This window comes from Spirosoma spitsbergense DSM 19989 (assembly GCF_000374085.1).
Taxonomy (GTDB): Bacteria; Bacteroidota; Bacteroidia; order Cytophagales; family Spirosomataceae; genus Spirosoma; species Spirosoma spitsbergense.
Genome location: NZ_KB893559.1, coordinates 104,871 through 130,006 on the forward strand (window position 1 = coordinate 104,871; position 25,136 = coordinate 130,006).

Below are 25,136 nucleotides of genomic sequence, written 5' to 3' on the forward strand. Positions count from 1 at the left end.
CAGGAAAGAAAAATGAACACTATGCCTGGGCCACTGTTGTAAAGCTAATCAATTCAACATCGATTTTTCGGTTCATCTCATCAAGTAGACTAACATGAGAATGAAGCTGACCAGATTTAGAAGGCTGTAAAGAACGGCCAGGCTTTTTGCCTGACATGTCCAGTAGCAACGTCATTAGAATGTCACTCATCTGGTCACGTAACTCCATAAGTTTGCGTAACCTAACCCGGTTAGCCGTAGCAGCGGGCTGCTGACGAGCCGCAGTGTGTAATGAATTGATAACTTGATTCAGTTTGGCATAACGACGATGAAATGCTTCTGTTACAGTTGCCCACTCCGTAACTACCTTTTGAATTTCTTCAACTGAGGCTTCGTAGCCAGAGATTATTGCTGATTCTTGTTGATTCATCACCCTGATTATTAAATAAACTATTTTTCGTTTGAGTCAATCAAAAATATCATACTCTTAGAGGTTAAAGCAAATCACTTTGCGTGAAATCACTCATTTTAGGTGTGAAATCACCTAAAATGCCTGAAATAACCACGAGTCGGGTACTCAAACAATCTTTTTTTATTCAAGCTGGGGTCGTCTATTCAAGAAGAGATTCTTATTCCTCATCAAAAAGACAGGAATTTTATTTATCTAGTGTTACCAAAATTGTCGTTTTGGTATTACTTTCATGCACCCATAATATGTAAACCATCATGAATCCATCTACCAGTGTCCAGGAGGGCGCTAGACAATTTGCTATTCGCCGTAGGGACTTTTCAATCCTTGTCGCCCAATCTGAAATCTTCAACTGTGAAGTGTTGAGTCAACTCTTGAAAGAGCAAGGCTACAACGTAGTTGGCCGGGCTGTTGAGTTAGAAGACACCCTCCAGCAGATAAGAGTGAAGCGCCCTAACTGTGTCATTCTGGAATCAGACCTTTCGGATGAACATAGCTTTGACATTGTCGAGCAGATGCAAGCAACAAAGTTTATCCTTTACACACGCAAGCCTGACTTTAGGATGGTGGCAAAGGCTATGCAAAAAGGCTTCTTCGGATTTCTATATGCTACCGATGGACTGGATGAATTATACCAGTGCTTTCAAACGGTTAGTAACGGAGGTTGCTACTATAGCAATGGATTCATGAATTTACTTCGAAATTTTGGTGTCGATGTGATTTCAGAGTCTACACGTGAAGAACTGAAGCGGTTATCGGAACGGGAACGGGAAGTGCTACGAATGATTGCCAGCGGATTTACGTCCGGCGAAATCGCTGATAAATTAAATATCAGCTACCGGACAGCCGTAAACCATAAGGCTAACATAGCCCACAAGCTAAATTTAGAAAGCTGTCGGCAGTTGCCGCGTTATAGCATTTCTGTAAAGAACTACCTGTAGTATATACAGTGATAGTTAATCTTCCGGATGAAGCCGTCACCGAATTTACTGCGTCAGGGTTTTAAATATGGGGTATTGGGCGATGAGCTTAATCCTATATTTCCTTTTCCTGGCGCGAATAACCTGGTACAGCTTATAATTTACTGATCAACAAGCTTTTACCCACTCTTTTCCGGACTTTTCGATATCTTCTTTTTTTGCACTGTGTGTAAATAGCATGAAAGAGGATATTGATGAAGTTTAATCCGTAGCACTCTTCTTATTCAATAGAAGAGTGCTATTGTTTTTTCCGAGCAATGGATGGGCTTTCTATGAGGAAAAATGTTGCAGATGGTTGAGGTCCAGAGTTGACTTATATCGGCAGTACGGGCATTTATAGCGCTAAAAAGAGAGAATGCGAAAGCACAGATTAACTCCCTGCATCTGAAATAACCGTCTCATCAAACAAAATCAACAATAAACTTCCACCAAAATAGGTGAAATCACACACAAAATGGGTGATTTCAAACAGAAGCTATTTTATAAAGTGAACCAACACATGATATTCGTCTGGAAAAGCACAGATGGTTAATTTACTGTCATTGTGGGAAACGGTCCTGCCATTAGCGTGGAGGGAAATGTACACGTTGGTGGCACCAGGAGTTAGACTAAGTTGGCAGGCTCTGTCTTACTGGCATCACGTCCCTGTAGCCATTCCCTGAACTCATGCATCCGAACACGGGGAACAATTATTTCATGTTGGTCAGGCGTGTTCAGATTGACGATGTACTTGCCATTTTCCCAATAGGAGTAATGTAATACCGCCTGTCGGTTAACGATATAATCGCGTTTGATCCGAAAGAATTGGGTAGGATCCAGTTCTGTTTCGAGTTCATTCAGCGTCTTACTGACCATGTACCGCTCTTTCAGGGATTCGGCATAATAAAACCGATCTTCGACGGTGAAGTAATAAACCTCGTTAACTGGGAAGTCCAGTTCCCCCGTAGCGCTCTTACCTTTCAGATAAGCCAGGTGGGGCGAGGAAACGGTCGGTTTTGGTGAGAATGTTTCAGATAGTGCCAATACTTTTTGAGACGCTTCCGCGGCTTCGGCTTCGGCTTTTTCCTGCGCTTCCCGTCGCTGTTTCAAATAGTCCTGAAAAAACGAAATATTGAGCGCGACATAACCAATGAGCAAAACAGGGAACAGATACACAAAATAAAAGTGCCATGTAAATGTTTTCAGCATGTAGTTACCCCAATAGTCACCGAATGAGTAAGCCGGATATTGCTCCAATAGGTACCGTACACTTTGGGTAACAGGGTTGAAAACCAGAAATGAAAAAGTGAGAACCGGTAAAAACTTTAGTTCATATCGTCCAATAGATTCCCATTTATACTTGACAGTTCTCAGTTTTAACCACGTATGAGTCTTATTAAGAAGAAATACAACGATGAACAACGTACATAATTCAGGGAGAAGCATTTCCCGGCTAACACGCCCAATGTACTTCAAGAAGCCACCTGCTTCCTGTACTCGAGCGACTTTAATATCTGAGCCTATAGTCCAGGATGCAGCTTCTAACAGCAAATAGATGACCAGCAGTATATACACGCTGTTCACCGGATTGCGTAGAAAACTCTTGGTCAGGCGAATCTCTTTCATTGGCTACCTTACTAAAATCTAAGACTAATATAGTGGTAAAATTTAACTAAACACAACTGTTCAATGTGACTTTTTTGTGATTGATGCCCTTTAGACTGGCTGGTAGCTTTGTATCAACAAAAAGGTAGGCAGTGCCACCTTGATAAATCAAGCAATCAAATCATTCTAATTAATCATATCATGAAAAATCAATTCAGCATCAAGCCAGCCGAGTCACTGAAAAAAATCAAATCTTCAGTAGCTAAAAAAGAATCTAACAGTATCCTGAAATTTTCACTTCTTTCAGAATGCTGCGCAATGGGACCAGACCTTAACCGCTTCTCAACTCCCGTTTTCTCCCTTTAACCAGCAAGAACCATGCTAACCATACGGCAACTTTATGACCAGGAGTTAGCTCGTTGTCGTGAACACTTCGAAAAGGTAGACCTGCAAAGAGAGCGGGGATACCTAATGAAGTTCACTACTTTCTCCGCTAATGTTGAAAATATTCTGCCCTCAGTACCCCGTGAGGACCATGAAGATCTTTTTAGGGAGTTACTACTACAGCAAATATATACAACATTCGATCAGCAGTGCCTTACGGCTGCTGAGCTGATAAAGACCCGGGGTAATCATGATTTACTGAAAAAAGAGGCCGGTCCCAAAATTTACTGCACCTACCACCTCGGTTCTTACCGTTTATTGACAAGTGTGCTCTTTAGAAACGGTGTTGACTGTGTGCTTCTTGTGGGAAGTGGCATGAATCGCCAGCAGGGCGATGGTATGGCCGAGCACATTGAAGGACTGCGGCAAAAACATGGACTGACCAATCTTTTCCGAGTCGTAGAAGCGGGTAGCCCATCGGCTGGGTTAACCGTAATGCGGGAATTGAAAGCAGGCAGATCGTTGATTGTTTATGTTGATGGCAGTCCTGAAACAGGACCGCAGGAGGGAGAAGAATCGCAGTTTTTGTCGGTTCGCTTTGGTTCCCGACGGCTGCTTACCCGAAAAGGGGTTGGTTATTTATCGCACGCAACGAATGTACCTATCGTACCGGTCGTAAATTATCGGGAGGCTAATATGACAAATGTGTTACATTGCCTCAAGCCGATTCGTCCCATTGCCAAAAGTGATCGGGAGATGTACTGCCAGGAGGTTATGCAACAGCTTTACGATGCTTTTTGGTCATACCTCAAGCGGTATCCTGGCCAATGGGAAGGCTGGAATTACATTCATTTGTTCCTACAGCCGGAAGTCACTAAAAATACCTTCTTCGGCTATCACAGCGAGCGTCCTACTTTCAATGAAAAGCGCTATACTCTGTGTGACTTTGAGCAGGCCCCCGTTTTGTTCGACCGGCAGCTTTACCAGACGTTCGAGATTACGGAAGACCTGAAGGATTTACTCCTGAACATCCATACACTAGACTCGGTCGAAGAAGTAGTGGGTGAACAAGTATTTACTGAATTAGTAAGCATGGGAATAATTCATTGATTATTTCACATCATATACATAAAACAGCGGGCCTGATTTACTGGTAAATCAGGCCCGCTGTTTTATCATGAACGGCATAGTAAATTTTTACTACACAATCAGGTATTACTACTTACTTCAATATCGTCGCCCGATTTGTTGAAGAACTTGAAATTAACCATCCCCAGAGAACTATCTCTGATCAGTTTGATCCAGGTCTTATACTTAACGTACCACTGTATCTGCTTGGAGTAAATACCTTTGGTGTAGTACGCATACAGAAACGGGTTCATTGAAATAGAGATACCCCGCTCATTCTGCTTGGTCAAAATATAATCGAGGTTGTTCTCAATAATATCCGTAACCAGAACACTGGCCTGTATAGTCCCCGTACCGCCACAAGTTGGACATACTTCACGGGTAACGATGTTCATTTCGGGCCGGACGCGCTGACGGGTAATCTGCATCAGGCCAAATTTAGTAAGGGGTAGAATCGTAAACTTCGAGCGTTCCGGTTTCATTTCATCACGCATGATATCCTGCAGTAGCTTTTTATTCTCTGCTTTCTTCATATCGATAAAATCGACCACTATAATCCCCCCCATGTCGCGCAACCGAAGTTGCCGCGCAATTTCTTTCGCAGCCTCACGATTTACGCTGATGGCCGTTGCTTCCTGATCTTCCTCAGAATTTGATTTATTACCGCTATTGACATCAATAACGTGTAAGGCTTCTGTATGCTCGATAATAAGATACCCACCACCAGGCAAACTCACTGATCGGCCAAACAACGATTTCAGTTGTTTTTCGAGACCTAACGCTTCAAAAACCTTCGATTTGCCGTTATAGAGCTTTACAATTTTCTCTTTGTCGGGGGCAATGGTATGAATGAAATCTCTAATTTCATCGAAGGACTCCTTTGTATCAACCGTAATGCTCTCAAACGACTCATTGAGCATGTCGCGCAGAATAGACGATGCCCGGTTCATTTCGCCCAACACCCGGTCCCGGGGTTTAGCATCGGCCAATGATTGTATGGCCTGATCCCATTTGGCGAGTGAGTTTTGCAGATCGCGGTCAAGTTCTTCTACGTCTTTGTCCTGTGCTACGGTTCGAACGATAACACCGAAATTCTGCGGTTTTAACGACGACATCAGGCGTATAAGACGCGAGCGCTCAGCGCGATCAGTAATTTTCTTGGAAAGGTTTACACCGTCAGAAAAGGGAACCAGTACCAAGTAGCGGCCCGCTATTGAAATGTCGCAGGAAAGGCGTGGACCTTTGGTTGAGATGGGTTCTTTAACCACCTGAACCAGAATAGGCGCGTTTTTAGTCAGCACTTTATCGATTTTGCCTATTTTCTCGATGGGTGGTTCCAGATTCATACCACTGATCCGCCCTGTGCTGACTCGCTTGGCAATTACATCTTTAACAAGCTTGTTGAGCGAATTGATATTCGGCCCCAAGTCCTGATAGTGAAGGAAACCGTCTTTCTCGTGACCCACATCTACGAAAGCAGCGTTGAGTCCCGATGATAATTTTTTGACTGTCCCTAAGTATAGATCGCCAACGGTAAAGCTGCTGTCTAACTCTTCTTCGTGATACTCCAGCAATCTCTTGTTTTGCAAGAGCGCAATCCGATCACCTTTCTGAGTCGAACTGATAACTAATTCATTACTCACAAGATGAATGTACGGTTAAGAATGGCTATATAAAAAGAAAGAAGCCACGTTCGGGCTTTACAGACCGGCCGAAGCTTCCGCGAGCAAGTTTACGGTTTGTGGTGCATAGTTTATAGTTGGCTTGCGCGGAAACTATAACCCATACACCACAAACTAAGAACTATTTCTTCTTATGCCGATTTTTTCTTAGCCGTTTTTTCCGCTTGTGCGTGGCAATCTTGTGCCGTTTCCGTTTTTTACCGCAAGGCATAGTATACTAATATTTAATGGTTGAAATACGTGTCGGCCCCACCACCCGGCAAGACCCTTTCTACTTTTTCGCTTATCGGTAGCTGTACGCTACACAATGAACGGTTGAAACTTACTTTAGCCGCTCTTCGTACTCGCGCACTGCGGCAAGAATTTGCGGATCTTTTTCCTGTTTTTTCACCTGAGCGAGTACCTGCCTTGCTTCCTCTTTCTGGCCAGCTTCAGCTAAACTTATACCCAGATAAAACTGCGCTTTCCGGCTCGACGGGTTATTCACCAAAATTTGCCGGAATCGCTCAACTGCTTTTTCATGTTGATTGGAACGCATGGCCAGCAATCCTAAATTAAAGAGGGCCAACTCGTTGGTTGGATCCTGCTTAATCACCTCACGCAACAGCATGATTCCCTGCATCGGGTTATCTGTGTTTACGTACGTCATTGCCATATTAGCCTTTGCCGATAACAGGTCTGGATTTTTGGTCAGCGCCTGGCCATAGAAGTCCCGCGTTTTCTCGCCCAAAAATGCTGTTTTCTTAGCGTCAACTGCGAACGTGTAGGCTTCAAAATAATTATCTCCAGCCCGCAGTAAGTTTCGCTCCGTTGGCTGCGCCTGTGCCAGTACATCGGCGTAATAGGCCGCACTGTCGTACCGCGTTACGTCCCGCAATAGGGTAATTAGTTTTTCACCAACACTTTCCTTCTGGGCTGAATTAGCTTTGGCAAACTCAGACTGTAGCGTTGCCAACTGCTTTTGTTGTTCTGGCAACAGCGGCTTTTCGTGAGCTGGTGAACCGCTACCAGCTACTTCGGATGCATCAGGACCAGCCTGACTTGATCCAGGCGTTTGTGTAGCATGCCCTCCTTCGATTTGTTTATTTTCGTTTTGCACCACCACCGTTGGCAGGGTATACAATCCCACCGTCAGAGACGCAGCCAAAAGAACAACAAGCAACACGAATTTATTCATAGCGGGCAATAACTAACAGCAAACGCCTGGCTTCACAGTTCTAACAGATTTGGTTATTCAGCAGCTACTTTAGCTTTGTCGCTGGTTTTGACCTGCTCTACAAAAACTTTCGCTGGTTTGAAGCTGGGAATGAAATGTTCTTCGATTACCATAGCGGTATTCTTGGAAATGTTCCTGGCAACTTTCTGAGCGCGTTTCTTATTGATGAAACTGCCGAACCCCCTCACGTAAATATTCTCTCCCTCGGCCAATGAGTCCTTAACTACTGAAAAGAAAGTCTCTAGGGTGTTTGTTACTTCTGCCTTATCAATGCCGGTCTTATCGGCGATCTCGGCAATTACATCTGCTTTCGTCACGACTTCTTAAACTTTAACGTTTACTGTGTTGTTGAAAATTTGGGTCTCAAAATGGGAGCACAAAGGTATGGCTTTCCCCTAACTTTAAAAATTCTGACTTACGTTTTTCCGGCTATTGGCCTTTTTTTTCTTTTATTTTGAATTGGCAATCAGACCTTAACGACATCGAAACTACGTTTGCCCCTACTCTTGAGCTGTGGTATTCTATTCATAAACGAAATCTTCCCTGGCGTCATACAACAGACCCCTATCGTATCTGGTTGTCGGAAGTAATCTTACAACAAACGCGCGTAGCCCAGGGAAAACCGTATTACGAGCGCTTTGTAGATGCGTATCCAACCGTTGCCCACATGGCTCAGGCGGATGAGCGCGAATTACTCCGTTTATGGCAGGGGCTGGGTTACTATTCCCGCGCCCGAAACCTGCATCAGACTGCTCGATTTGTAACCACAAATTTAGGGGGAAAGTTTCCTACAAACTACCATGACTTACTGAAAATGAAGGGTATAGGCGTATACACGGCCGCAGCCATTGCTTCTTTTGCTTTTGGTGAGCGAGTACCGGTTGTCGATGGAAACGTTTATAGGGTGCTGGCACGGGTATATGGTATTGACGAAGACATTACCACTACTATCGCGAAAAAAACATTTGCTGCTTTGGCCACGCGTCTGATTCAGTCGGCTACCGATCCGGCTATCTATAATCAGGCCATCATGGAGTTTGGTGCTATCCAGTGTACACCTACTGGCCCCGATTGCTTACTCTGCCCATTACAGCAGGCGTGCGTTGCCTATCTAACTGGAAGCCAGCATCGTTTGCCCGTCAAATCGAAAAAATCACCTGTGCGTCAGCGATTCTTCACGTACCTTGTTTTCAGGCACAACGGAAAGCTCGCACTTCGGGAACGAACGGCCCGCGATGTATGGCAAAATCTGTATGATTTTTACCTGATTGAGCATGAGTTCGACACCCCTGAAGTCGTAAACACTGACGACCTTCTGAGAGATATACTTTCGTCTGATCCAGTTTACGCGTTAGTGCAACAGGGTGGTTTGGCAGCTTTACCCATAGAAGCGGTTCAGTTGTTATCACACCAGCGAATCCATGCCCGACTTTACCTTATCGACGTACCAACCGGAAGTTTACCACCTGATTTGCAGTGGTATAGTCGTGATGACATTAACCAACTCCCCAAGCCAGTAATCATCACAAACTATTTGGAAACGCTGTTTGGATAAGTCGGTATATTTCAGTATCTTTAATCTTCTTAAACACTACAATTTTCTCCGTAATTATTCAATAGAAAAGTATATGGCCAGTCTTAACAAAATGACAATAATCGGCAACTTGGGTGCCGATCCTGAAGTACGGTATCTGGATGGAGGGGCTGTAGTAGCCACCTTCAACGTGGCTACTACCGAAAAATATACCAGCCGAAGCGGGGAGAAAGTTGAGCAGACAGAATGGTTTCGGGTCGAATTATGGAATGAGCAGGCCAAAGTGGCTGAGAAATTTTTAAAGAAAGGCAATTCCGTTTATGTCGAAGGTCGGCTTCGGACGGAGTTATGGACGGATAAGGAAGGAAAAGAGCGGACATCGCTGCGCGTTCGGGCTAATACCATGCAACTGCTGGGAAGCCCTAATGAGCGTTCAGATGAACCTTCTTATGAAGCTCCCCGACAGCAGGCGGCCCCGGCTCAGTCTGCACCCGCACCTCAACAGCCTCGCCAGCAACCCGCTGCTGCCCCCAAGCAACAGCCTGCCAGAAGGGAACCGGAACCGGTACAGTTTGAGAGCAACAGTGGCGATGATGATTTACCTTTCTAATCCATCCGACGCTTACTATTGTTGAACGAGATTTGATATACATGGATCCTGGTGACCCCCTTCCTCGACAGGTGCTCCAAGCCACTGATGGCTTGAGCACCTATTTTGATTTATACGGCCCCTACACGGCGTTGGTCCTCCTGCTGGTAACAGTAGCCGGTTTGATATCAGCCTCAGAAGCCGCTTTTTTTTCGCTCTCACCCGACGACCGGGCTGCATGCCGGGATAGTAGTCAGACCGCCGACCAGCGTATTGCCACACTGCTGGAACGCCCCAAGCGTCTGCTGGCTTCGCTGGTCATTTTCAATAATTTATTAAATATTGCCATTGTTGTCATTGTCACCTACCTCACGTGGGAGTTCTCTCAGCTATCGCGAGGGTCGGGTTGGATACTTACTGCCATGACAGTGGCAATAACAATAGCGATCGTGTTATTTGGCGAAATAATACCAAAGGTATACGCCAGTCAGAATAATCTGATCGTGGCCCGCCGAACAGCCCGACTGGCCCAGATTGGACTAGCTGTCTTTCGTCCACTGGCTATATTGCTGGTTAATCTGAGCAATCAGATTGACAAACGAATTCAGCGACGCGGTTATAAACTATCCGTGGAAGAACTAAGTCAGGCCGTCGAGTTAACAGGGGCCAGTGCCACAGATGAAGAAAAAGAAATTCTAAAAGGTATTGTTAACTTCAGTAATCTGACAGCCCGACAGGTAATGCGGGCAAGGCTGGATATATCGGCAGTGGCCGATAATCTGGCATTTAGTGAGCTATTGGCTCAGATCAATGCATCGGGCTACTCACGTGTGCCGGTTTACGGCGAATCACTGGATCAGATTGAAGGCGTTCTTTACATAAAAGACCTGTTACCCCATATTTACCAGGATGATTCGTTTCAATGGGAATCATTGTTACGCCCTGCCTTTTTTATTCCTGAAAACAAAAAAGTAGATGATTTACTTCAGGACTTTCAAAAACGGCGTGTTCACATGGCTATTGTGGTTGATGAATACGGTGGAACGCGTGGTCTGGTGACGCTGGAAGATATTATTGAAGAGATTTTTGGCGATATCAATGATGAATTTGACGATGACACAGCCGTTGGTTACCGACGTGAGGATGCCCGTACTGTGGTATTTGAAGGAAAAATGTCGATATCTGACGTATGCAGGGTCCTTAATGTAGAAGCTACCACCTTCGAAGCAGTACAGGGAGATAGTGAATCGCTCGGTGGTCTGCTACTCGAACTATTCAAAAAACTCCCCCAGGCTGGTGAAGAAACTAATTACGAAGGCTTTATTTTTCAGGTATTGTCGGCCGATGACAAGCGGATCAACGAAGTGCGGGTCAGAAAGAACGACCTGGTTGAGCAAACCTAGCCGATTGGATTACGCTACTCAAACCCATAACCCTCTCCCCTGATTATAATCGGTGCTGATACGCTGAATTTCACTGGCCGAATAAGTCAGAAACCCTTTTTGCCGCAACGTCCGCAAACGCCTTTTTTCAACCCACGATAATCGACCGTCGACTAAGGAGGCAAAAACAACGAGTCGTTCCAGACTACGGCGTACAGGAAGAGGTAATGTAATTAACTGTTCGGTAAAGTGCCCTCCCGGCGGCACATCGGCCGAAAGGCCAAATCGGTCTACAATCGTTTCAGTTAACAGGAAGTGGGCATAACTAACAGGACCTTTCAGAATAGATGTATACAGCAGTGCTTCCATGATTATTGGAAAGAACTGATCATTCTTGCCCCATTCTTCGTGCAGTTCATGGACAAACTCCCGGATTGTAGTAGGGGCCATTACCCTGATCTGTGCTTCGTGTAGCACCTGCCACGCTGCCCAGCCATTCCAGAACGCGTAAATGGGTACGGACAATAACCCAACGGTCTGACGCAGGGTATACTCGTCCAAAAACTGCCCCAGCACAAGCTGTATGACCAGCATAATGAAGCTCGCTTTCAGGATATTGAGCAGAAAGAAAATAGGTAGTCCCCATCGGGGCATTGTTAGGTAGGGATCAAGCCCTAAACGAAAAAGACCTGCCCGTGACTTAGTGGGGGTTTCATCGGCCAGTGCCTGTATGTGGCGTTCATACTGGGCATCGTGCGCACGGGGAAACTGGCATACCTCCATAATCATCTTCACTCCCCAGCCACCCAGCCACAATAAAACATTTACTTCCAGGTAAACCAATAATAGCGCGTAGAGTGAGTTGACAAGGGCTAGTTCGTAAGACTGGCCAAGAATAGCAACAGACGTAGTGCTGAACGTGTCGGGCCATTTTTGCTGCGGTAGAAAAAAGGCCAAAACTCCTAACGCACCCAGCAAAGCTGACAAGGTCAGAACAAAATTTTTCGTACGACGAACAACCCGACTTTCGAACTCATTCAACACATACGGCTCATCAGTCGGGTGAGGCATCTCGAGTGCCTGCCGCAGATAGCGCATTGACAGATGGTCGAGTGGACCGGTGTTATTGTCAGGTGGCCGGGTAGACATAGTTTCTATTCAAGGTGGTGGCTCACCTAGTTAAACTACTAAAGCCCTGATGTTGTTGGCAAACAGCCTGATATAATAAATCATGCACTGTCGAACAAGTAGCTTTTGCTTTAGGGATAAATAGGTAAATGCAGCATTTGAGATACTTTACAGGATAGTGCATAAACCAGTTCTCTCATGAAGTACATTTTTTTATTTTGCAGTTGCCTGTTGGCCAGTCAGTTTACCCTGCCAGCGATTGGGCAGGTAGCCCCTTCACCCGCCCAGAAACGGGTAAAAGATGAAATGCTGGACGCGGTAATGGCATTTATGACCAAGCTCACACCTGAGCAAAAGAAGCAGGCCACCTATCCCCTAAACGATGAGGAGCGGTTCAACTGGCACTTCGTTCCCCGGGAGCGTAAGGGACTGCCACTCAAACAAATGACGAAGGAACAACAAAGCGCGGCAATGGCGATGCTCAAAACGGGATTGAGTCAGCAGGGATACGATAAAGTTACCTCAATCATGGATAACGAAAACGTACTTCGCGTAATTGACAATCGGCCGCCCAATGATACCTACCGTGACCCCGAAAACTATTCGTTCACTATATTCGGAAATCCAGATAATAAAGACCCGTGGAGCTGGCGAATTGAAGGCCATCACCTGTCGCTGCATTTTTTATCTCAGACCGGTAAGGTAATTGCTCAGACACCTACTTTCTTCGGTACCAATCCGGCTATCCTGGCCTTTGATTCCAGCATGGCCGACAAACGAATGCAAAACCCACGCATCGTCGATTTACCGCAGAAAGGCCGACAAATTATGAGGCAGGAAACCGATAAAGCGTTCGCCCTGCTGAAATCACTCAATCAGGATCAGCTTAAGCAGGCTATAGTAAATGCCGTTGCTTATCCCGAAATTGTGACCAGTAACAAACGAAAAGCGTCAATGGAGCGAATGGATGGGGTAAAAATGGCCGATATGAAGCCGGAACAACGCACCTTATTCATGGATCTGCTCCAGGTATATCTAAAAAACTACCATGTTACCCTGGCTAAGCAACAGCTAGACAAGCTTAAGAAAACAGGTCTGGATGAGCTTCGTTTTGCCTGGGCCGGCGACCTGACTCCAGAACTGGGCGAAGGAAAAGGCTGGTACTACCGCATTCATGGCCCCACGATTCTGATTGAGTATGATAACACCCAAACGAATGCCAACCATATTCATACAGTTGTGCGCGATTTGACCAACGATTTTGGGGAAGATCTATTGCAGGAGCATTACAAGAACGTAACGCACGATAAACCCTAGGCCGTTTAACAACTTTTAACCAAAAATTCCGATCGTTTCTTCTTAATTTGCCCAGATTTTTTGTTCCAAATTCATGAAGAAACACCTTATCAGCGCGTCGATCTGCCTGCTTTCGATGGCAGCATCCGCGCAGCAAACGCAGTGGTACCTACAGGATAAAACCGATAAAACAGCTGGTATCAGCGTTGAACGGACGTATCGCGAATTGCTTAAAGACCGTAAACCAACTCCCGTTGTGGTGGCGGTTATCGATGGCGGCATTGACACCACCCACGAAGACCTCCGCCGGGTGCTATGGGTAAACCCGAAAGAGATTGCCGGAAACGGCAAAGACGATGATAAAAATGGCTACGTAGATGACATACACGGCTGGAATTTTATCGGGGGCAAAGACGGTCGTAACGTCGATCATGAAACAGCCGAGGTAACCCGGCTGTATGTGCAACTCAAGCCTGCCTACGAAGGAAAAGACCGTAAATCGCTGAAGCCTGACCAGCAGAAAGAGTACGATCTGTATACGAAAGTGAAGGCTGAGGTCGAGAAGAATCAGGCGCAGTACAAAGCACAGTATCAGGGGATTGGCCAGTTTTACACGCAGTTTTCAACAGCGGTCGATAACCTGAAACAAGTATTGAACGTTACCAAACTCGATACGCTAACCTTGAGCAGAGCGGCCGACACCCTATCGGATGCCGCAATGAAACGGCCAGTGCAGGGCATATTGCGCCTGCTGCGCCAGCAGGGAGCCGCCGACACCGATGTGGTCATGGCCGAACTTGAAAAAGCGAATGAACAGCTTAAATCCCGCGCCGAGTACAACTACAATCCTGATTTCGACGGGCGTTCGGTGGTAGGTGACAACCCGGACGATATGAACCAGCGCGATTATGGTAACGCTGATATTTCCGGCGCGAATCCCGATCATGGTACGCACGTTTCGGGCATCATTGGCGCCGACCGGACGAATAATCTGGGTATAATGGGCATAGCAGATGCCGTGCAGATTATGGGGGTTCGGGCCGTTCCCGACGGCGATGAACGGGATAAAGACGTAGCCAATGCCATTCGGTACGCCGTTGATAATGGTGCCCAGATCATCAACATGAGTTTCGGAAAGGATTATTCGCCCCAGCGCAAAACCGTAGAAGATGCCGAGCGGTATGCGCTCACCAAAGGGGTTCTGATGATTCATGCCGCCGGGAATGATGGCAAGGATATAGACACAGCGGCCAACTACCCATCGCCCCGGTTTATTGATGGTTCAGCCATTCCCAATGTGATTACGGTGGGAGCCAGTGCCGAGCCGAACACCGGCGATTTGATTGCCAGTTTTTCCAATTACGGCAAGCAAAACGTAGATGTGTTTGCTCCGGGCAAGGATATTTATTCGACTGTTCCGGGCAGCAAATATGAAAACAACAGCGGCACCAGCATGGCATCGCCCGTGGTAGCGGGTGTGGCGGCTGTGCTGAAATCATACTTTCCTAAGTTGACCTATGCCGACATTAAACGGATCATTATGCAATCGGCAACGTCTTACGTAACAAAAGTAACCCGCCCTGAATCGACGGACGAAGTCTCTTTCAACACCCTGTCGAAATCGGGGGGTATTGTCAACCTATACGATGCAGTAAAAATGGCCATTGCCCAGGAAGCAGGCACGGGTACGAGTAAAGTGAAGTAATGAACTGCCTGGAGAACAGGAGATGAAAATTCTGTTTACAGGGCTACAAAAGCCGGGAGTTGCTATCGTACAAAAAAGATAGTCGACTCCCGGCTTAATTTTTCAGGAACCGTTCCGTTTGTGTCGTGTCCCCCTCCGAAAGATGAAGCATATAGATTCCGGAGGGTAAGTGCTGGATGGTAATAGTCCCCTGGGTTTCTCCCTGCTGGTTTTTCAGCAGGAAGGGGGTATTCCATACTCGCCCCTGCAAATCAACTACCTGAATGTGAACCTGCTTTGCCAACGGATTTGCGTAACGCACGTACAGCGTAGTTTGTGCTGGATTGGGATAAATCCAAAAATACCCGGTTGGGTCAGGGGAAGTAGCGGTTAAAACAGTTGTTAATATGGTTCGCTCGGTCGACCAGCCCACGCAGGTATGTTGTGTTACCCTCACCTTGTATGTACCCGCCTGAGAAACCAGTAATGAATAACCCCGAGCGTTCGTTAGCGAGTCATTATTGCGATACCATTGATACCGGTAAGACGTATCCTGTGGAGCTTTCAGCGTTATCGTAGCTCCCTGAGGAAGCCTGAATTCTGATCCTGCCGGAACCAGATCAAGGTTGTTGACTGAAGAGGGAAGAATCGCTTTTTCGCCAGACAGTACCTGACATGCCCTGTAAACAACCCTCACCCGATACCGGCCGGATTGGGTGACACTGAGTATACTGTCGTTTGCGTGAGGAATAACCGTATTATTCAGCAACCAGCTAAACGTTGCACCAGGCATGCCTACACCATTTACGGGAATAGCTTTCATCCGGACAGGCTCGTCCGGATTACAGAGCCATTGATTACCAACCGGGCTAAGGTCGATGGCGGCAGTCTTTACCTTTACCGGCTGCGATGTGGCTGAGCAACCATTTTTGTTCGTTATCCGCAGAATATACGTCCCCCCTTTTGTTGCCTGATAAACGGAAGCAGTCGTTGCCGCATCGATAGTACCGTCACGTAGCCATTGATAACTAACATTGGCGGATTCAGTGGATGAACGCAGTGGCAGTACGGTTCCGTCGCAGATAACCGTATCTTTTGCCGGTTGAATAGAAACGGCTAACTGGCAGTTCACTCGCTTCTGACCACTGATAATAAGCGAAAAGGGTTGACCCGCGTACTGCATAGTCCCCTTGTGCGAAACAGTGATCGTATAGGTTTTTCCCGGAACAGGATTAGTCAGGTAAATCTGCTCAAGATTATCACGGAAATTATCTTTTTGAACGGCCGCCCTGTCGGGATAAGCAGGATCGAGCGCGAAGGGGAAGGTTGTACGCACACCGTCACTCAGCCGAACGTCGAGGTCGTTGATAAGTTTAGGAGCGCGGTTATTTAACGCACCCGCGCCAATAGGTGTAGGTATTCCTTCTGGATCGGTCCAGCTTAAGGTGATCACCAGTGGTTCATTTCCCTGAGCAACAACACTACGGGAAATCGTTTTACCAGCGGCTAAACTTTGTTCCAGTACCAGGTGGGCCTGATTTTCGTTCAGCAACAGCCGGGCGGCTGCTTCGGTATTCAGTAAGCCCCAACCCTGCCTGTAATCTGGCCCGGCGGCCGGATTAGGCCGGTCGGCGGTATGAAGAACAAGCCCCTTCAGCGTAGCAGCCCGCATAAACTGCCCCGTCTGCGGTAACCCGGCCGCCCGTTGACGGGCGTATAATTCCTGTAGCAGAAACAAAGTACCCGACACGTTGGCTGATGCCATCGATGTGCCACTGTATGTACCGTACGCTGTGTTATCTGTTGCTATCGACGATACTACGTCCGAGCCAATACCCAGTAAATCGGGCTTGATTCGGCCATCATCCGTAGGCCCCCAGCCACTAAATGCCGTTGACCCGACCAGAACAGGCTGATTCTGGCTGGTATAACTCACCTCGGCCGCGCCAACCGTCAGTACGTTTTTCGCCGTAGCGTCGGCCGGAATTACGTCATAATCGGCGTTTCTGTTACGGACAATAGTGCTTTTACTATCTGAATCCTTCAGAAAATAAGGTTTTCCAGCGGGTGGACCAGTTTCTGCCCGTTTGTTATCCGCTGACCGAACCATCAGAAAAAACGGATTATTATACCCCAGCCGATCCAAATCCTGAACAGTAGTGTTGTAAAACCCGAACAGGTAATCGTCTGTGGTACTAATGGTAGTATTTCCCCACCACTCCCATTTCAGGTCCGGGTTGGTACCGGGGCGAGACGCGTTGTATAACCAGCCCGCTACGGGACCATAAGCATGATTCGAGACGAGTAGATTGGGGGCCGCAATAGCCAGTTCAGCCAAATCATTCGTATAGTCCCAAACAGATAACTGGGCTTCATTCGCCATTCCCTTCGCCTGCGGATCAATACCTCGCCCAATAAGCGTACCCGCCAGGTGAGTTGCGTGATTGTTTACAGCAGCTCCGTTGTCTTTTTGGCGTATTCTTGACTTGCCAGCATCATCACCAAACTCCCGGTGGGATTCCAGCACGCGCCCGCCATCCCACAAACCCAGTCGGCCCGCCAGGCTGGGTAAATTTCCCGAAACGTTGATGGGTAACGTCCCCCCACGCTGCAAAGCAAGGGTTCGTGTTCCACGGGCCGCTTCCACATTATGGAGTGTATAATAAATTGGCTGGCCAAGTGGATCAACTCCCTGAAGTTGCAGAATACGTTGATTGGAATAGTTTTTGCGGAGTTCCCACTTATGTCGCTGCGCCAAGCGAAGCGTCTGTTTCCGTGACTGGCTGTACCGATTGACAATCTCCGTTTGCCACAGCAAAGGCTCATTAGCAGGCATAGCCTGCCCCTGAACGGGGTTATCGACACCGTTAACGAACGCCAGAATCAGGCCAGGCAATAGCAAAAAGAGCCATCTATGCCTATACAGCGCCTTATTCTGGCCAATTGGGCCAGGTAGATAAATATGGGTCAGAAGCAGCGATGGTTAGTGTTTGTACATTCGTTTGACCCGGATATTTTGCATCCGTTCATCCGCTACAACCACAAAAAACGTACCGCCCGGCAGGCTGCTCACATCAACTACCACGGAATAAATTTTCCCGGCCCGCTCCAGCGTAGCCGTATAAAGCGTACTGCCGTTCAAATCGGTTAGCCGGACCGTAGGCAGTTGCAGTAAGGGTGTGGTAATGGGTACAGAAATGGTCAGTAGCTTCGTAGCCGGGTTTGGATAAACAGTTATATCCTCGTCGCTCGTGGTGGGTTCAGTTGCCAGAATCGTCAGGACCACTTCGCTGGAAATAGCCACTCCACATCCGTTCACATTTCCCTGCACCGAATACCGACCTGATTGCACAACGGCGTATGTAGCACCCGTAGCGCCCGGAATGGGAACGCCATTCATAAGCCATTGAGTAGATGAAATAGCATTGGTCATCAGCGTAAAACCATTGGCCGTTACCATGGGCGTTTGGGGCGAATTTACGGACACGACCAATGCCGATGAACGAACAGGGGCGCAGGTATTGGCTACCTGCACAGCATAACTGCCCGCCGTAACGGCCGAAAAACTAGCCCCGGTGGCTCCGGCAATGGCTTGCCCATTGAGGAACCACTGGTATGTTAGCCCGGTGCCCGTGTTGGCCTGTAAAGCCAAACTCGCCCCCTGACAGATACTAGTCGACCCGCCCGGTGTAATCGTGGCTGTTGCGGCCGTACTGGTCGTCGAACTAACGGGAGTTCGTTGCGGACTGGCGCAGTCGAGCGACCTGATTTTCATATTGTAGAAATAGTACCAGGCTGTTTTCAGCGTATCGGTCGTCGTACCGGTGTTGAATAGTGACCCCTTAATCGTAACGACAGGTTGCTCCGTCTGTGTTTTCAACTGATACGGAAAACCATTTACACCCGCATTGCTCCGGAAAATTGAAGCTCCCCCCGCATAGTCAATGGTTATTTTATAGTCTCCAGCTGCGGGTATTTTCAAATTCAACGCATACACCGCCCCCTGATCATCAGGATCATCGACCAACTGACTGTTCGTGGTGGCGGTAAGGCTCTGATTCCGGGTGGGGTTCACATCCAGCGTTACGCTTGAGATAGCGGTGTTATCGTATTTGCGTACTGTAAATGTCAACTGACCGGGCGTACCAATGTAGAGCCGGGCACTCTGAATAACAATGGGTACGGTGGTTGAGATAAGCGGAGCCGGTCCAAAGTTCCCACTGTACGTCCCCCCCGTAAACACGGTTTTGCCAACCGGACCAATAACTCCCGATAAATCATTCAGCGCGGCATAAAACTGACCGGTGGCGGGTGAGGCCTTTACCGAAACCCTGTTGCCTGCTGCCAGCAGGCTTCCCCCCGTTGGCGTATCGTACCAGAAAGCGGTTCCACCGCCCATATTCAGCAATGAAAAAACTGAGTCTGAGCCACAGCGGGTAGCGGAGAAAATACCGTTATTCGCAACAGGTGCACTCGTACGGGTTTCGGTAATACTGTTATTGGCAGCATTTTGATCGGTAGACAACCCGGTTGCTATAATGAATTTATATGTCTGGCCGGGGGCCAACGCAACCGTTGCCGGCAGGTTTAGTGCCAGCAAACCGTCCCGAAAAGCCAGCAGGTTAGGCAGTACACCCGTTAGTGTCGTTAACGGAATGTTGTTGGCATCGGTAATGGTCAGGCTAACCGGTACGTTGGTCTGACTGGCAGCTCCATAATTATGGATACGCACCGAAATAGCCACATCGCTGTTCGTTTGCCCACAGAAACTGGCTTCGGGCGAAAGGAGTGCCGAAGCCCCCACATCATTACTTGTTTGGACTACATCAATTACATAATCCTGCGTTTCGCCGTTGCCATAACTACCGCAGGCTACCACATCAGCGGCATTAGCGGTCTCAACAGCTACGACCCTAAACCGAACAATTTGTCCATTCTGGACGCTGGCCGGGATAGCAACCGTTGTTGAGAAAACCCCTGCATTGGTCAAGACGCCCGATATAGCCACGGTTTCACCGGCATCATCGAAACTGCCATTCAAGTTCCAGTCGGCAAACGCTTTAACGACAACGTTTTTGGCGGCTCCACAAGTACCCAGCGTAACTGTCAATGGAATCTGCTGACTGGACTGAACAGTCGTTGTTTCCGTGAAACTAGTGTACGATGTGCAGCCAGATGCTCCAGCCCGGTCGATGCTACCGAACTGCAACCGGTTTATTTTCGTATCGGCCGTTGAGGCTGGTGCTGAAGCGCAATAAGCGGTACCACCGATGCCACTCATCAACAAAGCATAATCCTGTTTGGCACCACTCAGGGTACCTTTATGCGTAACTGTCACCGTATAGGTTTTTCCCGGAACGGGTGTGGCCAGGAGTACCTGCTCTACATTGTCGCGAATATTATCGCCCCTTGTGGCGGCATTGGCCGGATTGGCCGGATCGAGTATCCAGGGTAGCGCAGTCGCTGTACCGTCGCTGATACGAATATCGAGGTCGTTAACGAGTTTGGGCGTTCTGTCATTGAGTGTTGTACTGGCCGTACCGGCGGGATCAGTCCAGCAAATGGTTGATACGAGCGGGCCCCGCCCAGAAGCTACCACAGTGAACGAATAGGGTTGCCCCTGCGTGAGCGTTCGTTCATTGAGCAAATAGTTGTTATCCGTATTCAGAATGACCCGCCCGGCCCGTTCCATGTTCAGCAAACCAAAGCCATTCTGATAGTCGGGACCGGGTGCCGAACCAGCCTCATCGGCGGTGTGAAGTGCCAGTCCTTTCAGCGTGGAAGAACGCAGGTATTGCCCGTTATTTCGTTGCGAAAACAGTTCCTGGAGTAACAGCAATGACCCCGCTACATTGGGCGATGACATGGACGTGCCGCTGTACACCACATAAGCACTATCACTCTCCGAACTGGACGATAAAACGCTAACCCCTATACCTGCTAAATCAGGCTTGATTCGGCCATCATCAGTAGGCCCCCAACTGGTAAAACCACTCAAAACAACATCGGAAGGCTGATTATACCCATAATTCAGGTTGCTTATGGCGGATACGGTCAGAATATTTTTAGCATTACCGTAAGTGGGAATCTGGTCGTACCCATTTTGATTGGCGCGGGCATCAGTACTGGTTTTGTTACTACTGCCAAGGTAATAAGGCTGCCCGGCTGCTGGCCCGTTGGAGCCGTGATCATTACCCGACGATTTCACAATGAGGTAGTAAGGGGCATTTTGAGCAATCTGGTCCCAGGTAACGGCCGAACTATTGTACAGGCCGAACTTATAATCCTCTGTTTTACTGATCAACGTGTCACCCCACCATTCCCATTGTATAGCCCCCGTACGGGTATCGCTGAATACCCACCCTGCATTCGAGCCGTAGGAGTGGTTAGAAACCAGAAGGTTAGGCGCAGCCGCGCTCATTTCGGTAACGTCATTACTGAAATCGTACGCCCGAAGATTGGTACCGAAAGCCATACCTTTTACCAGCGGGTTCACACCAGCCGCCATCATGATACCCGAAACGTGCGTGGCGTGGCTGGATAAGGTAGTGGCGTTATCAATCTGGGCAACGCGGCTGGCGGCTGTACCATTGCTAAACTCAACGTGCGTTGTGCGTACCTTACCCCCATCCCAAATACCCAGTTTGTCCTTCAACGTACTGCCAGAGAGTGAAACACCTAGGCTACCTCCGGCATACAACGAAGTGGTACGGGTACTGATGGCAGCCTGCGTTGTGCTATAGGTAGCATCATACAGTAGCTCGCCCGTAGGGGTAATACCGCGCAGCATCATAACCCTGCCCGTTGGCGACCGTTGTTCGAGCGGGCGGTTTAGCCGCTGTGCTTCCGTTATTGCCTTCTGGTAATTTTGGGTCTGGATTTGCTCAATGGATTGTTGCAAACCCTTCTGTATTGCTTGTTGCCGGGCACTGTACTGGGGTAAAGGCTGGGGTTGAGCAAGCAAACAAGTACTGATGAGGAGTAGAAAAAGAGTACTCTGTATCCAGGGCTTAAACAACCGAAAACGTTTACACATAGCAAAAAAGTACCTGACGGCCTCCAGTCAATTATATACAATACATACGGGAAAGGAGTGGTTCCCGTTGCGCCAGAACGGGATATTGACAATCATTAATGAATTTTTAATTAACCGAATCACCCGATTTATCCACCTCCTGTCGTACCAAAATCAATACATCCAGATAAATCAATTTGTTTTACAATACGGGTCGAAATAAGGAACGGGCCAATCAATAATGGAAGAAAACACCGGGCCATTACAGGCCCGTGTAGCTAAACGGCGTGATGGCTCTAAGTTCCGTTTTGACGGCATTCGACACGTTTAGCTCATCAATAAATTGCCGGATTGTATCCGCCGTAATTTTCTGATTGGTACGGGTTAACGCTTTCAGGGCCTCGTAGGGTTGCGGATAGCCTTCGCGCCGAAGAACAGTCTGGATTCCTTCGGCCACCACTGCCCAGTTATCTTCGAGGTCAGCGTTCAGGGCGGCAACGTTCAGCTCCAGTTTATCCAGACCTTTCAGGAGCGATTTCAACGCAATAACCGAATGCGCGAAAGGGATGCCGATGTTGCGCAAAACGGTCGAGTCGGTCAGGTCGCGCTGAAGCCGGGAGATAGGTAGTTTTGCCGACAGGTGTTCAAACAGCGCATTGGCAATGCCCAGATTTCCCTCCGAATTTTCAAAGTCAATCGGATTCACTTTGTGCGGCATGGCCGATGAGCCAACCTCCCCTTCTTTCAGCTTCTGCTTGAAATAATTCATGGACACGTAGGTCCACATATCGCGGTCGAGGTCAATCAGGATGGTGTTTAGCCGCTTGAACGCATCGAGTGCAGCGGCCAGCATATCGTAGTGTTCAATCTGAGTCGTAAACTGACTGCGAACCATACCCAGGCTTTCCACAAACTTATCCCCAAACCGTTTCCAGTCCTCATTGGGGTACGCTACATGATGGGCGTTGAAATTTCCGGTTGCTCCACCAAACTTGGCCGCCGTCGGAATAGCAGCCAGTAAATGCAACTGCTTCTCAATCCGTTCCACAAACACGGAAATCTCCTTACCCAATCGCGTTGGCGAAGCGGGCTGACCGTGCGTGCGGGCCAGCATAGGGATGTTTTCCCACTGTTCGGCCAGCGTTTGCAGCCGCATAAACACCTGTCGATAGAGGGGTTCAATTTCGGTATCGAGCGCATCGCGCAACAGCAGTGGGATAGCCGTGTTGTTGATGTCCTGTGAGGTCAGACCGAAGTGAACAAACTCCAGAAAAGGTTCTACCGGTGAGCCTTTCAGCTTTTCTTTAATAAAATACTCAACTGCTTTTACGTCGTGGTTGGTCGTTTTCTCAATTTCTTTGATCCGCAGCGCATCCCCTTCGGTAAAGTTTTCATATAGCGCCCGCAGGGACGGAAACTCAGCCGGGTCCACACCCGTCAGTTGCGGAACGGGCCACTCCCGCAGCGCAATAAAGTATTCAATTTCAATACGTACGCGGTAGCGGATTAAGCCTAATTCCGAAAAATAGGGAGCAAGGGCGTTAACCTGAGACCGGTAACGACCGTCGACCGGCGAGATAGCCGTTAATGGAGAGAGCGTCATTTCTACAGTTCTTATCATTTGATGGGCATTCTTAGTCATTTGCTGTCGGAAGGGGTACTATCAATGACAATACATGACTATTAATGACCGCGAATGACAGGTTTCAAAAAGGATTCAGGTACAGGCCAATCCCCATCCAGGAGGTTTGCTGTTGTTCAAACTGGCTATAGGGCCGGAATCCGGAGTAGCCTTCGAGCATAAAAGTCAGGTTATTCTGCGTCCGGCCCAACTCGAAGCCAATCCCTCCGTGAATACCGGGTCTGAAATCGGTTTGCTGCCAGAATTTCACATCAACGCCCCCCACTAGTCGAGTTGCTTTCGTAGATGGCCTTTTATAGAACGTGCCGAGTTGCGCACTTAGGAGCTTTCGCTCCTCCGATTTTCGCAGCACTATACCGGCTCCACCGTACAGCCGCCAGTTATTTACAGTGCGGCTATAGGTAAAGTCCAGCAATTCATAATTAACCGAATTGGGCGAGGGAGCCGTTATTTTATTCCGATAGATGTAATCATCACCCAGGTGCGACGACAGGTGATAAACCCGGATGCGGTAGTTGTTTTCGTTTCGCCGGATGTTGTAAATGATACTGACTTTATAATCCGTATTGACGATGCGCCGGGCGGCTTTGTTAGTTACGTCATCACGAAAGGCTTCAAACTGGGTAAAGGAAGCCAAATCCAGCACCCATTCTTCCGAGTGGCCGGGCTGGGTAGTACGACGGTAGAAAGGCTTGGCAAAGCCAAAGGCAAACGGCACAAAACTACCCTTATATTTCTGGCCTTCTATCCAGTAACCAGGCAGGAAACTTCCGTACGTCTGGGCCTCCAGCGGGTCCAGTATTATTGGCTCGAACAGGTGCCCTTTCGGCAGAAATTCCCCCTGCGCCCGTACAACGGCCGGTGCAACCGCAACGGCTGTTCCCGGCTCCATACTTCGGGGGTCAACCGACTTACGGGCGGCCTTCTTCTCCCGCCGAACCCGGCGTACCTCTTCTGCTTCAGCCGGTTTCTCCGTCGTGATGGCAGGCGTATCAACCGGAGTGGGGGTCGGAGTTACTTCGGCTGGGGCTGGTTCGGGTGTTTTCTCTTTTTTACGCTTTACCTTTTTCTCCTTCTCTACCGGTTCTGCCGGGGTATTTACCACAGCATCCGGTTGGCTAACGGGCGGTGTATTAACAACTGGTTCGGCAGCAGGTTGCGGCTGATTTCCTTCCTTAGCCGCTTTTTTAGCCTGTCGCTGACGTTCCTTTTCGGCCTGTTTAGCTTCGTAATCCCGCTGCTTTTGAGCCATTTCAGCCTTAATTTTTTGTTGTCGCTGAATTTCTTCCGCTATTTTTTCTTTTTGTCGCTGCTGGGCGGGGGTTAAGGCTTGTTGCGCCGAAGCCCAGCTTACGGCAAAAAAACTAAGGAAAAGGACCAATACAGTTTTTTTCATGGAGAAAACAGGGGGTCTTACGCCAGTTTTTGTGCGGTTTTTGCAAAA

At 48.1% G+C, this 25,136-nt stretch carries 18 protein-coding genes; 8 read left to right on the plus strand and 10 right to left on the minus strand.

Translation table 11 applies throughout. The annotated features are described in order from the left end of the window. Positions 1-19: 19 nt before the first annotated feature. Positions 20-409 (minus strand): hypothetical protein, encoded by a 390-nt coding sequence (locus B157_RS0120390; RefSeq protein WP_020605160.1) that lies wholly within the window; start codon positions 407-409, stop codon positions 20-22. Positions 410-705: 296 nt separating this feature from the next. On the opposite strand from B157_RS0120390, the gene B157_RS0120395 reads away from it, so the two are divergent. Continuing rightward, positions 706-1,389: a LuxR C-terminal-related transcriptional regulator gene (locus B157_RS0120395; protein WP_020605161.1), complete on the plus strand. Its 684-nt coding sequence runs from the start codon at positions 706-708 to the stop codon at positions 1,387-1,389. 642 nt (positions 1,390-2,031) lie between these two features. On the opposite strand, the gene B157_RS39830 is transcribed toward B157_RS0120395, so the two are convergent. Further along, positions 2,032-2,616, minus strand: coding sequence for a LytTR family DNA-binding domain-containing protein (locus tag B157_RS39830; protein WP_245565164.1), 585 nt, complete (start codon positions 2,614-2,616; stop codon positions 2,032-2,034). A gap of 597 nt (positions 2,617-3,213) precedes the next feature. On the opposite strand from B157_RS39830, the gene B157_RS38430 reads away from it, so the two are divergent. Continuing rightward, positions 3,214-3,378 carry a hypothetical protein gene (locus B157_RS38430; RefSeq protein WP_157618519.1) on the plus strand — a complete coding sequence of 55 codons (165 nt, stop codon included), beginning with the start codon at positions 3,214-3,216 and terminating at the stop codon, positions 3,376-3,378. 12 nt (positions 3,379-3,390) lie between these two features. Then, the gene (locus tag B157_RS0120405) at positions 3,391-4,506 is read left to right on the plus strand and encodes a lysophospholipid acyltransferase family protein (protein WP_020605163.1); all 1,116 of its coding nucleotides are present in this window, start codon (positions 3,391-3,393) and stop codon (positions 4,504-4,506) included. A gap of 98 nt (positions 4,507-4,604) precedes the next feature. Here B157_RS0120405 and B157_RS0120410 read toward each other — a convergent pair whose 3' ends face one another. From B157_RS0120410 to B157_RS0120420, 3 genes are all read right to left on the minus strand, one after another. Beyond that, positions 4,605-6,167 carry an Rne/Rng family ribonuclease gene (locus tag B157_RS0120410; protein ID WP_026308835.1) on the minus strand — a complete coding sequence of 521 codons (1,563 nt, stop codon included), beginning with the start codon at positions 6,165-6,167 and terminating at the stop codon, positions 4,605-4,607. A 361-nt stretch (positions 6,168-6,528) separates the two neighbouring features. Then, entirely contained in the window at positions 6,529-7,383 is an 855-nt protein-coding gene (locus B157_RS0120415; RefSeq protein WP_020605165.1) for a tetratricopeptide repeat protein, read from the minus strand. Positions 7,384-7,436: 53 nt separating this feature from the next. Further along, positions 7,437-7,739, minus strand: coding sequence for an HU family DNA-binding protein (locus B157_RS0120420; protein ID WP_018620243.1), 303 nt, complete (start codon positions 7,737-7,739; stop codon positions 7,437-7,439). A 137-nt stretch (positions 7,740-7,876) separates the two neighbouring features. On the opposite strand from B157_RS0120420, the gene mutY reads away from it, so the two are divergent. From mutY to gldE, 3 genes are all read left to right on the plus strand, one after another. Further along, the gene (gene mutY / locus B157_RS0120425; RefSeq protein ID WP_026308836.1) at positions 7,877-8,977 is read left to right on the plus strand and encodes an A/G-specific adenine glycosylase; all 1,101 of its coding nucleotides are present in this window, start codon (positions 7,877-7,879) and stop codon (positions 8,975-8,977) included. A 73-nt stretch (positions 8,978-9,050) separates the two neighbouring features. Further along, a complete protein-coding gene (locus B157_RS0120430; protein WP_026308837.1) occupies positions 9,051-9,566 on the plus strand; it encodes a single-stranded DNA-binding protein in 516 nt (171 codons plus the stop codon). 41 nt (positions 9,567-9,607) lie between these two features. After that, the gene (gene gldE, locus B157_RS0120435) at positions 9,608-10,948 is read left to right on the plus strand and encodes a gliding motility-associated protein GldE (RefSeq protein ID WP_020605168.1); all 1,341 of its coding nucleotides are present in this window, start codon (positions 9,608-9,610) and stop codon (positions 10,946-10,948) included. Between the two features lie 18 nt (positions 10,949-10,966). On the opposite strand, the gene B157_RS0120440 is transcribed toward gldE, so the two are convergent. Then, complete coding sequence (locus B157_RS0120440) at positions 10,967-12,076, minus strand: LBF_2804 family protein (protein WP_245565166.1); 1,110 nt, start codon at positions 12,074-12,076, stop codon at positions 10,967-10,969. A gap of 177 nt (positions 12,077-12,253) precedes the next feature. On the opposite strand from B157_RS0120440, the gene B157_RS0120445 reads away from it, so the two are divergent. Further along, entirely contained in the window at positions 12,254-13,372 is a 1,119-nt protein-coding gene (locus B157_RS0120445) for a DUF3500 domain-containing protein (protein WP_020605170.1), read from the plus strand. 73 nt (positions 13,373-13,445) lie between these two features. Continuing rightward, complete coding sequence (locus tag B157_RS0120450) at positions 13,446-15,056, plus strand: S8 family peptidase (protein WP_026308838.1); 1,611 nt, start codon at positions 13,446-13,448, stop codon at positions 15,054-15,056. A 94-nt stretch (positions 15,057-15,150) separates the two neighbouring features. On the opposite strand, the gene B157_RS0120455 is transcribed toward B157_RS0120450, so the two are convergent. The 4 genes from B157_RS0120455 to B157_RS0120470 all read right to left on the minus strand — a co-directional run bounded on the left by B157_RS0120455 (position 15,151) and on the right by B157_RS0120470 (position 25,088). After that, positions 15,151-17,931: a S8/S53 family peptidase gene (locus tag B157_RS0120455; RefSeq protein ID WP_020605172.1), complete on the minus strand. Its 2,781-nt coding sequence runs from the start codon at positions 17,929-17,931 to the stop codon at positions 15,151-15,153. 87 nt (positions 17,932-18,018) lie between these two features. Continuing rightward, positions 18,019-22,071 (minus strand): GEVED domain-containing protein, encoded by a 4,053-nt coding sequence (locus B157_RS0120460; protein ID WP_026308839.1) that lies wholly within the window; start codon positions 22,069-22,071, stop codon positions 18,019-18,021. A 241-nt stretch (positions 22,072-22,312) separates the two neighbouring features. Continuing rightward, positions 22,313-23,653 carry an adenylosuccinate lyase gene (gene purB / locus B157_RS0120465; protein ID WP_020605175.1) on the minus strand — a complete coding sequence of 447 codons (1,341 nt, stop codon included), beginning with the start codon at positions 23,651-23,653 and terminating at the stop codon, positions 22,313-22,315. A gap of 103 nt (positions 23,654-23,756) precedes the next feature. Next, positions 23,757-25,088: a DUF1207 domain-containing protein gene (locus tag B157_RS0120470; RefSeq protein ID WP_020605176.1), complete on the minus strand. Its 1,332-nt coding sequence runs from the start codon at positions 25,086-25,088 to the stop codon at positions 23,757-23,759. Between the last annotated feature and the right edge of the window lie 48 nt (positions 25,089-25,136).

What these genes read in the sequence shown, in the direction of transcription:
- B157_RS0120445 (WP_020605170.1), top strand. Translation starts at nt 12,254, where the DNA reads ATGAAGTACATTTTTTTATTTTGCAGTTGCCTGTTGGCCAGTCAGTTT.
- B157_RS39830 (WP_245565164.1), bottom strand. Translation starts at nt 2,616, where the DNA reads ATGCTGAAAACATTTACATGGCACTTTTATTTTGTGTATCTGTTCCCT.
- B157_RS0120390 (WP_020605160.1), bottom strand. Translation starts at nt 409, where the DNA reads ATGAATCAACAAGAATCAGCAATAATCTCTGGCTACGAAGCCTCAGTT.
- B157_RS0120395 (WP_020605161.1), top strand. Translation starts at nt 706, where the DNA reads ATGAATCCATCTACCAGTGTCCAGGAGGGCGCTAGACAATTTGCTATT.
- B157_RS0120450 (WP_026308838.1), top strand. Translation starts at nt 13,446, where the DNA reads ATGAAGAAACACCTTATCAGCGCGTCGATCTGCCTGCTTTCGATGGCA.
- B157_RS0120440 (WP_245565166.1), bottom strand. Translation starts at nt 12,076, where the DNA reads ATGTCTACCCGGCCACCTGACAATAACACCGGTCCACTCGACCATCTG.
- B157_RS0120460 (WP_026308839.1), bottom strand. Translation starts at nt 22,071, where the DNA reads ATGTGTAAACGTTTTCGGTTGTTTAAGCCCTGGATACAGAGTACTCTT.
- B157_RS38430 (WP_157618519.1), top strand. Translation starts at nt 3,214, where the DNA reads ATGAAAAATCAATTCAGCATCAAGCCAGCCGAGTCACTGAAAAAAATC.
- B157_RS0120430 (WP_026308837.1), top strand. Translation starts at nt 9,051, where the DNA reads ATGGCCAGTCTTAACAAAATGACAATAATCGGCAACTTGGGTGCCGAT.
- purB (WP_020605175.1), bottom strand. Translation starts at nt 23,653, where the DNA reads ATGACGCTCTCTCCATTAACGGCTATCTCGCCGGTCGACGGTCGTTAC.
- B157_RS0120470 (WP_020605176.1), bottom strand. Translation starts at nt 25,088, where the DNA reads ATGAAAAAAACTGTATTGGTCCTTTTCCTTAGTTTTTTTGCCGTAAGC.
- gldE (WP_020605168.1), top strand. Translation starts at nt 9,608, where the DNA reads ATGGATCCTGGTGACCCCCTTCCTCGACAGGTGCTCCAAGCCACTGAT.
- B157_RS0120405 (WP_020605163.1), top strand. Translation starts at nt 3,391, where the DNA reads ATGCTAACCATACGGCAACTTTATGACCAGGAGTTAGCTCGTTGTCGT.
- B157_RS0120415 (WP_020605165.1), bottom strand. Translation starts at nt 7,383, where the DNA reads ATGAATAAATTCGTGTTGCTTGTTGTTCTTTTGGCTGCGTCTCTGACG.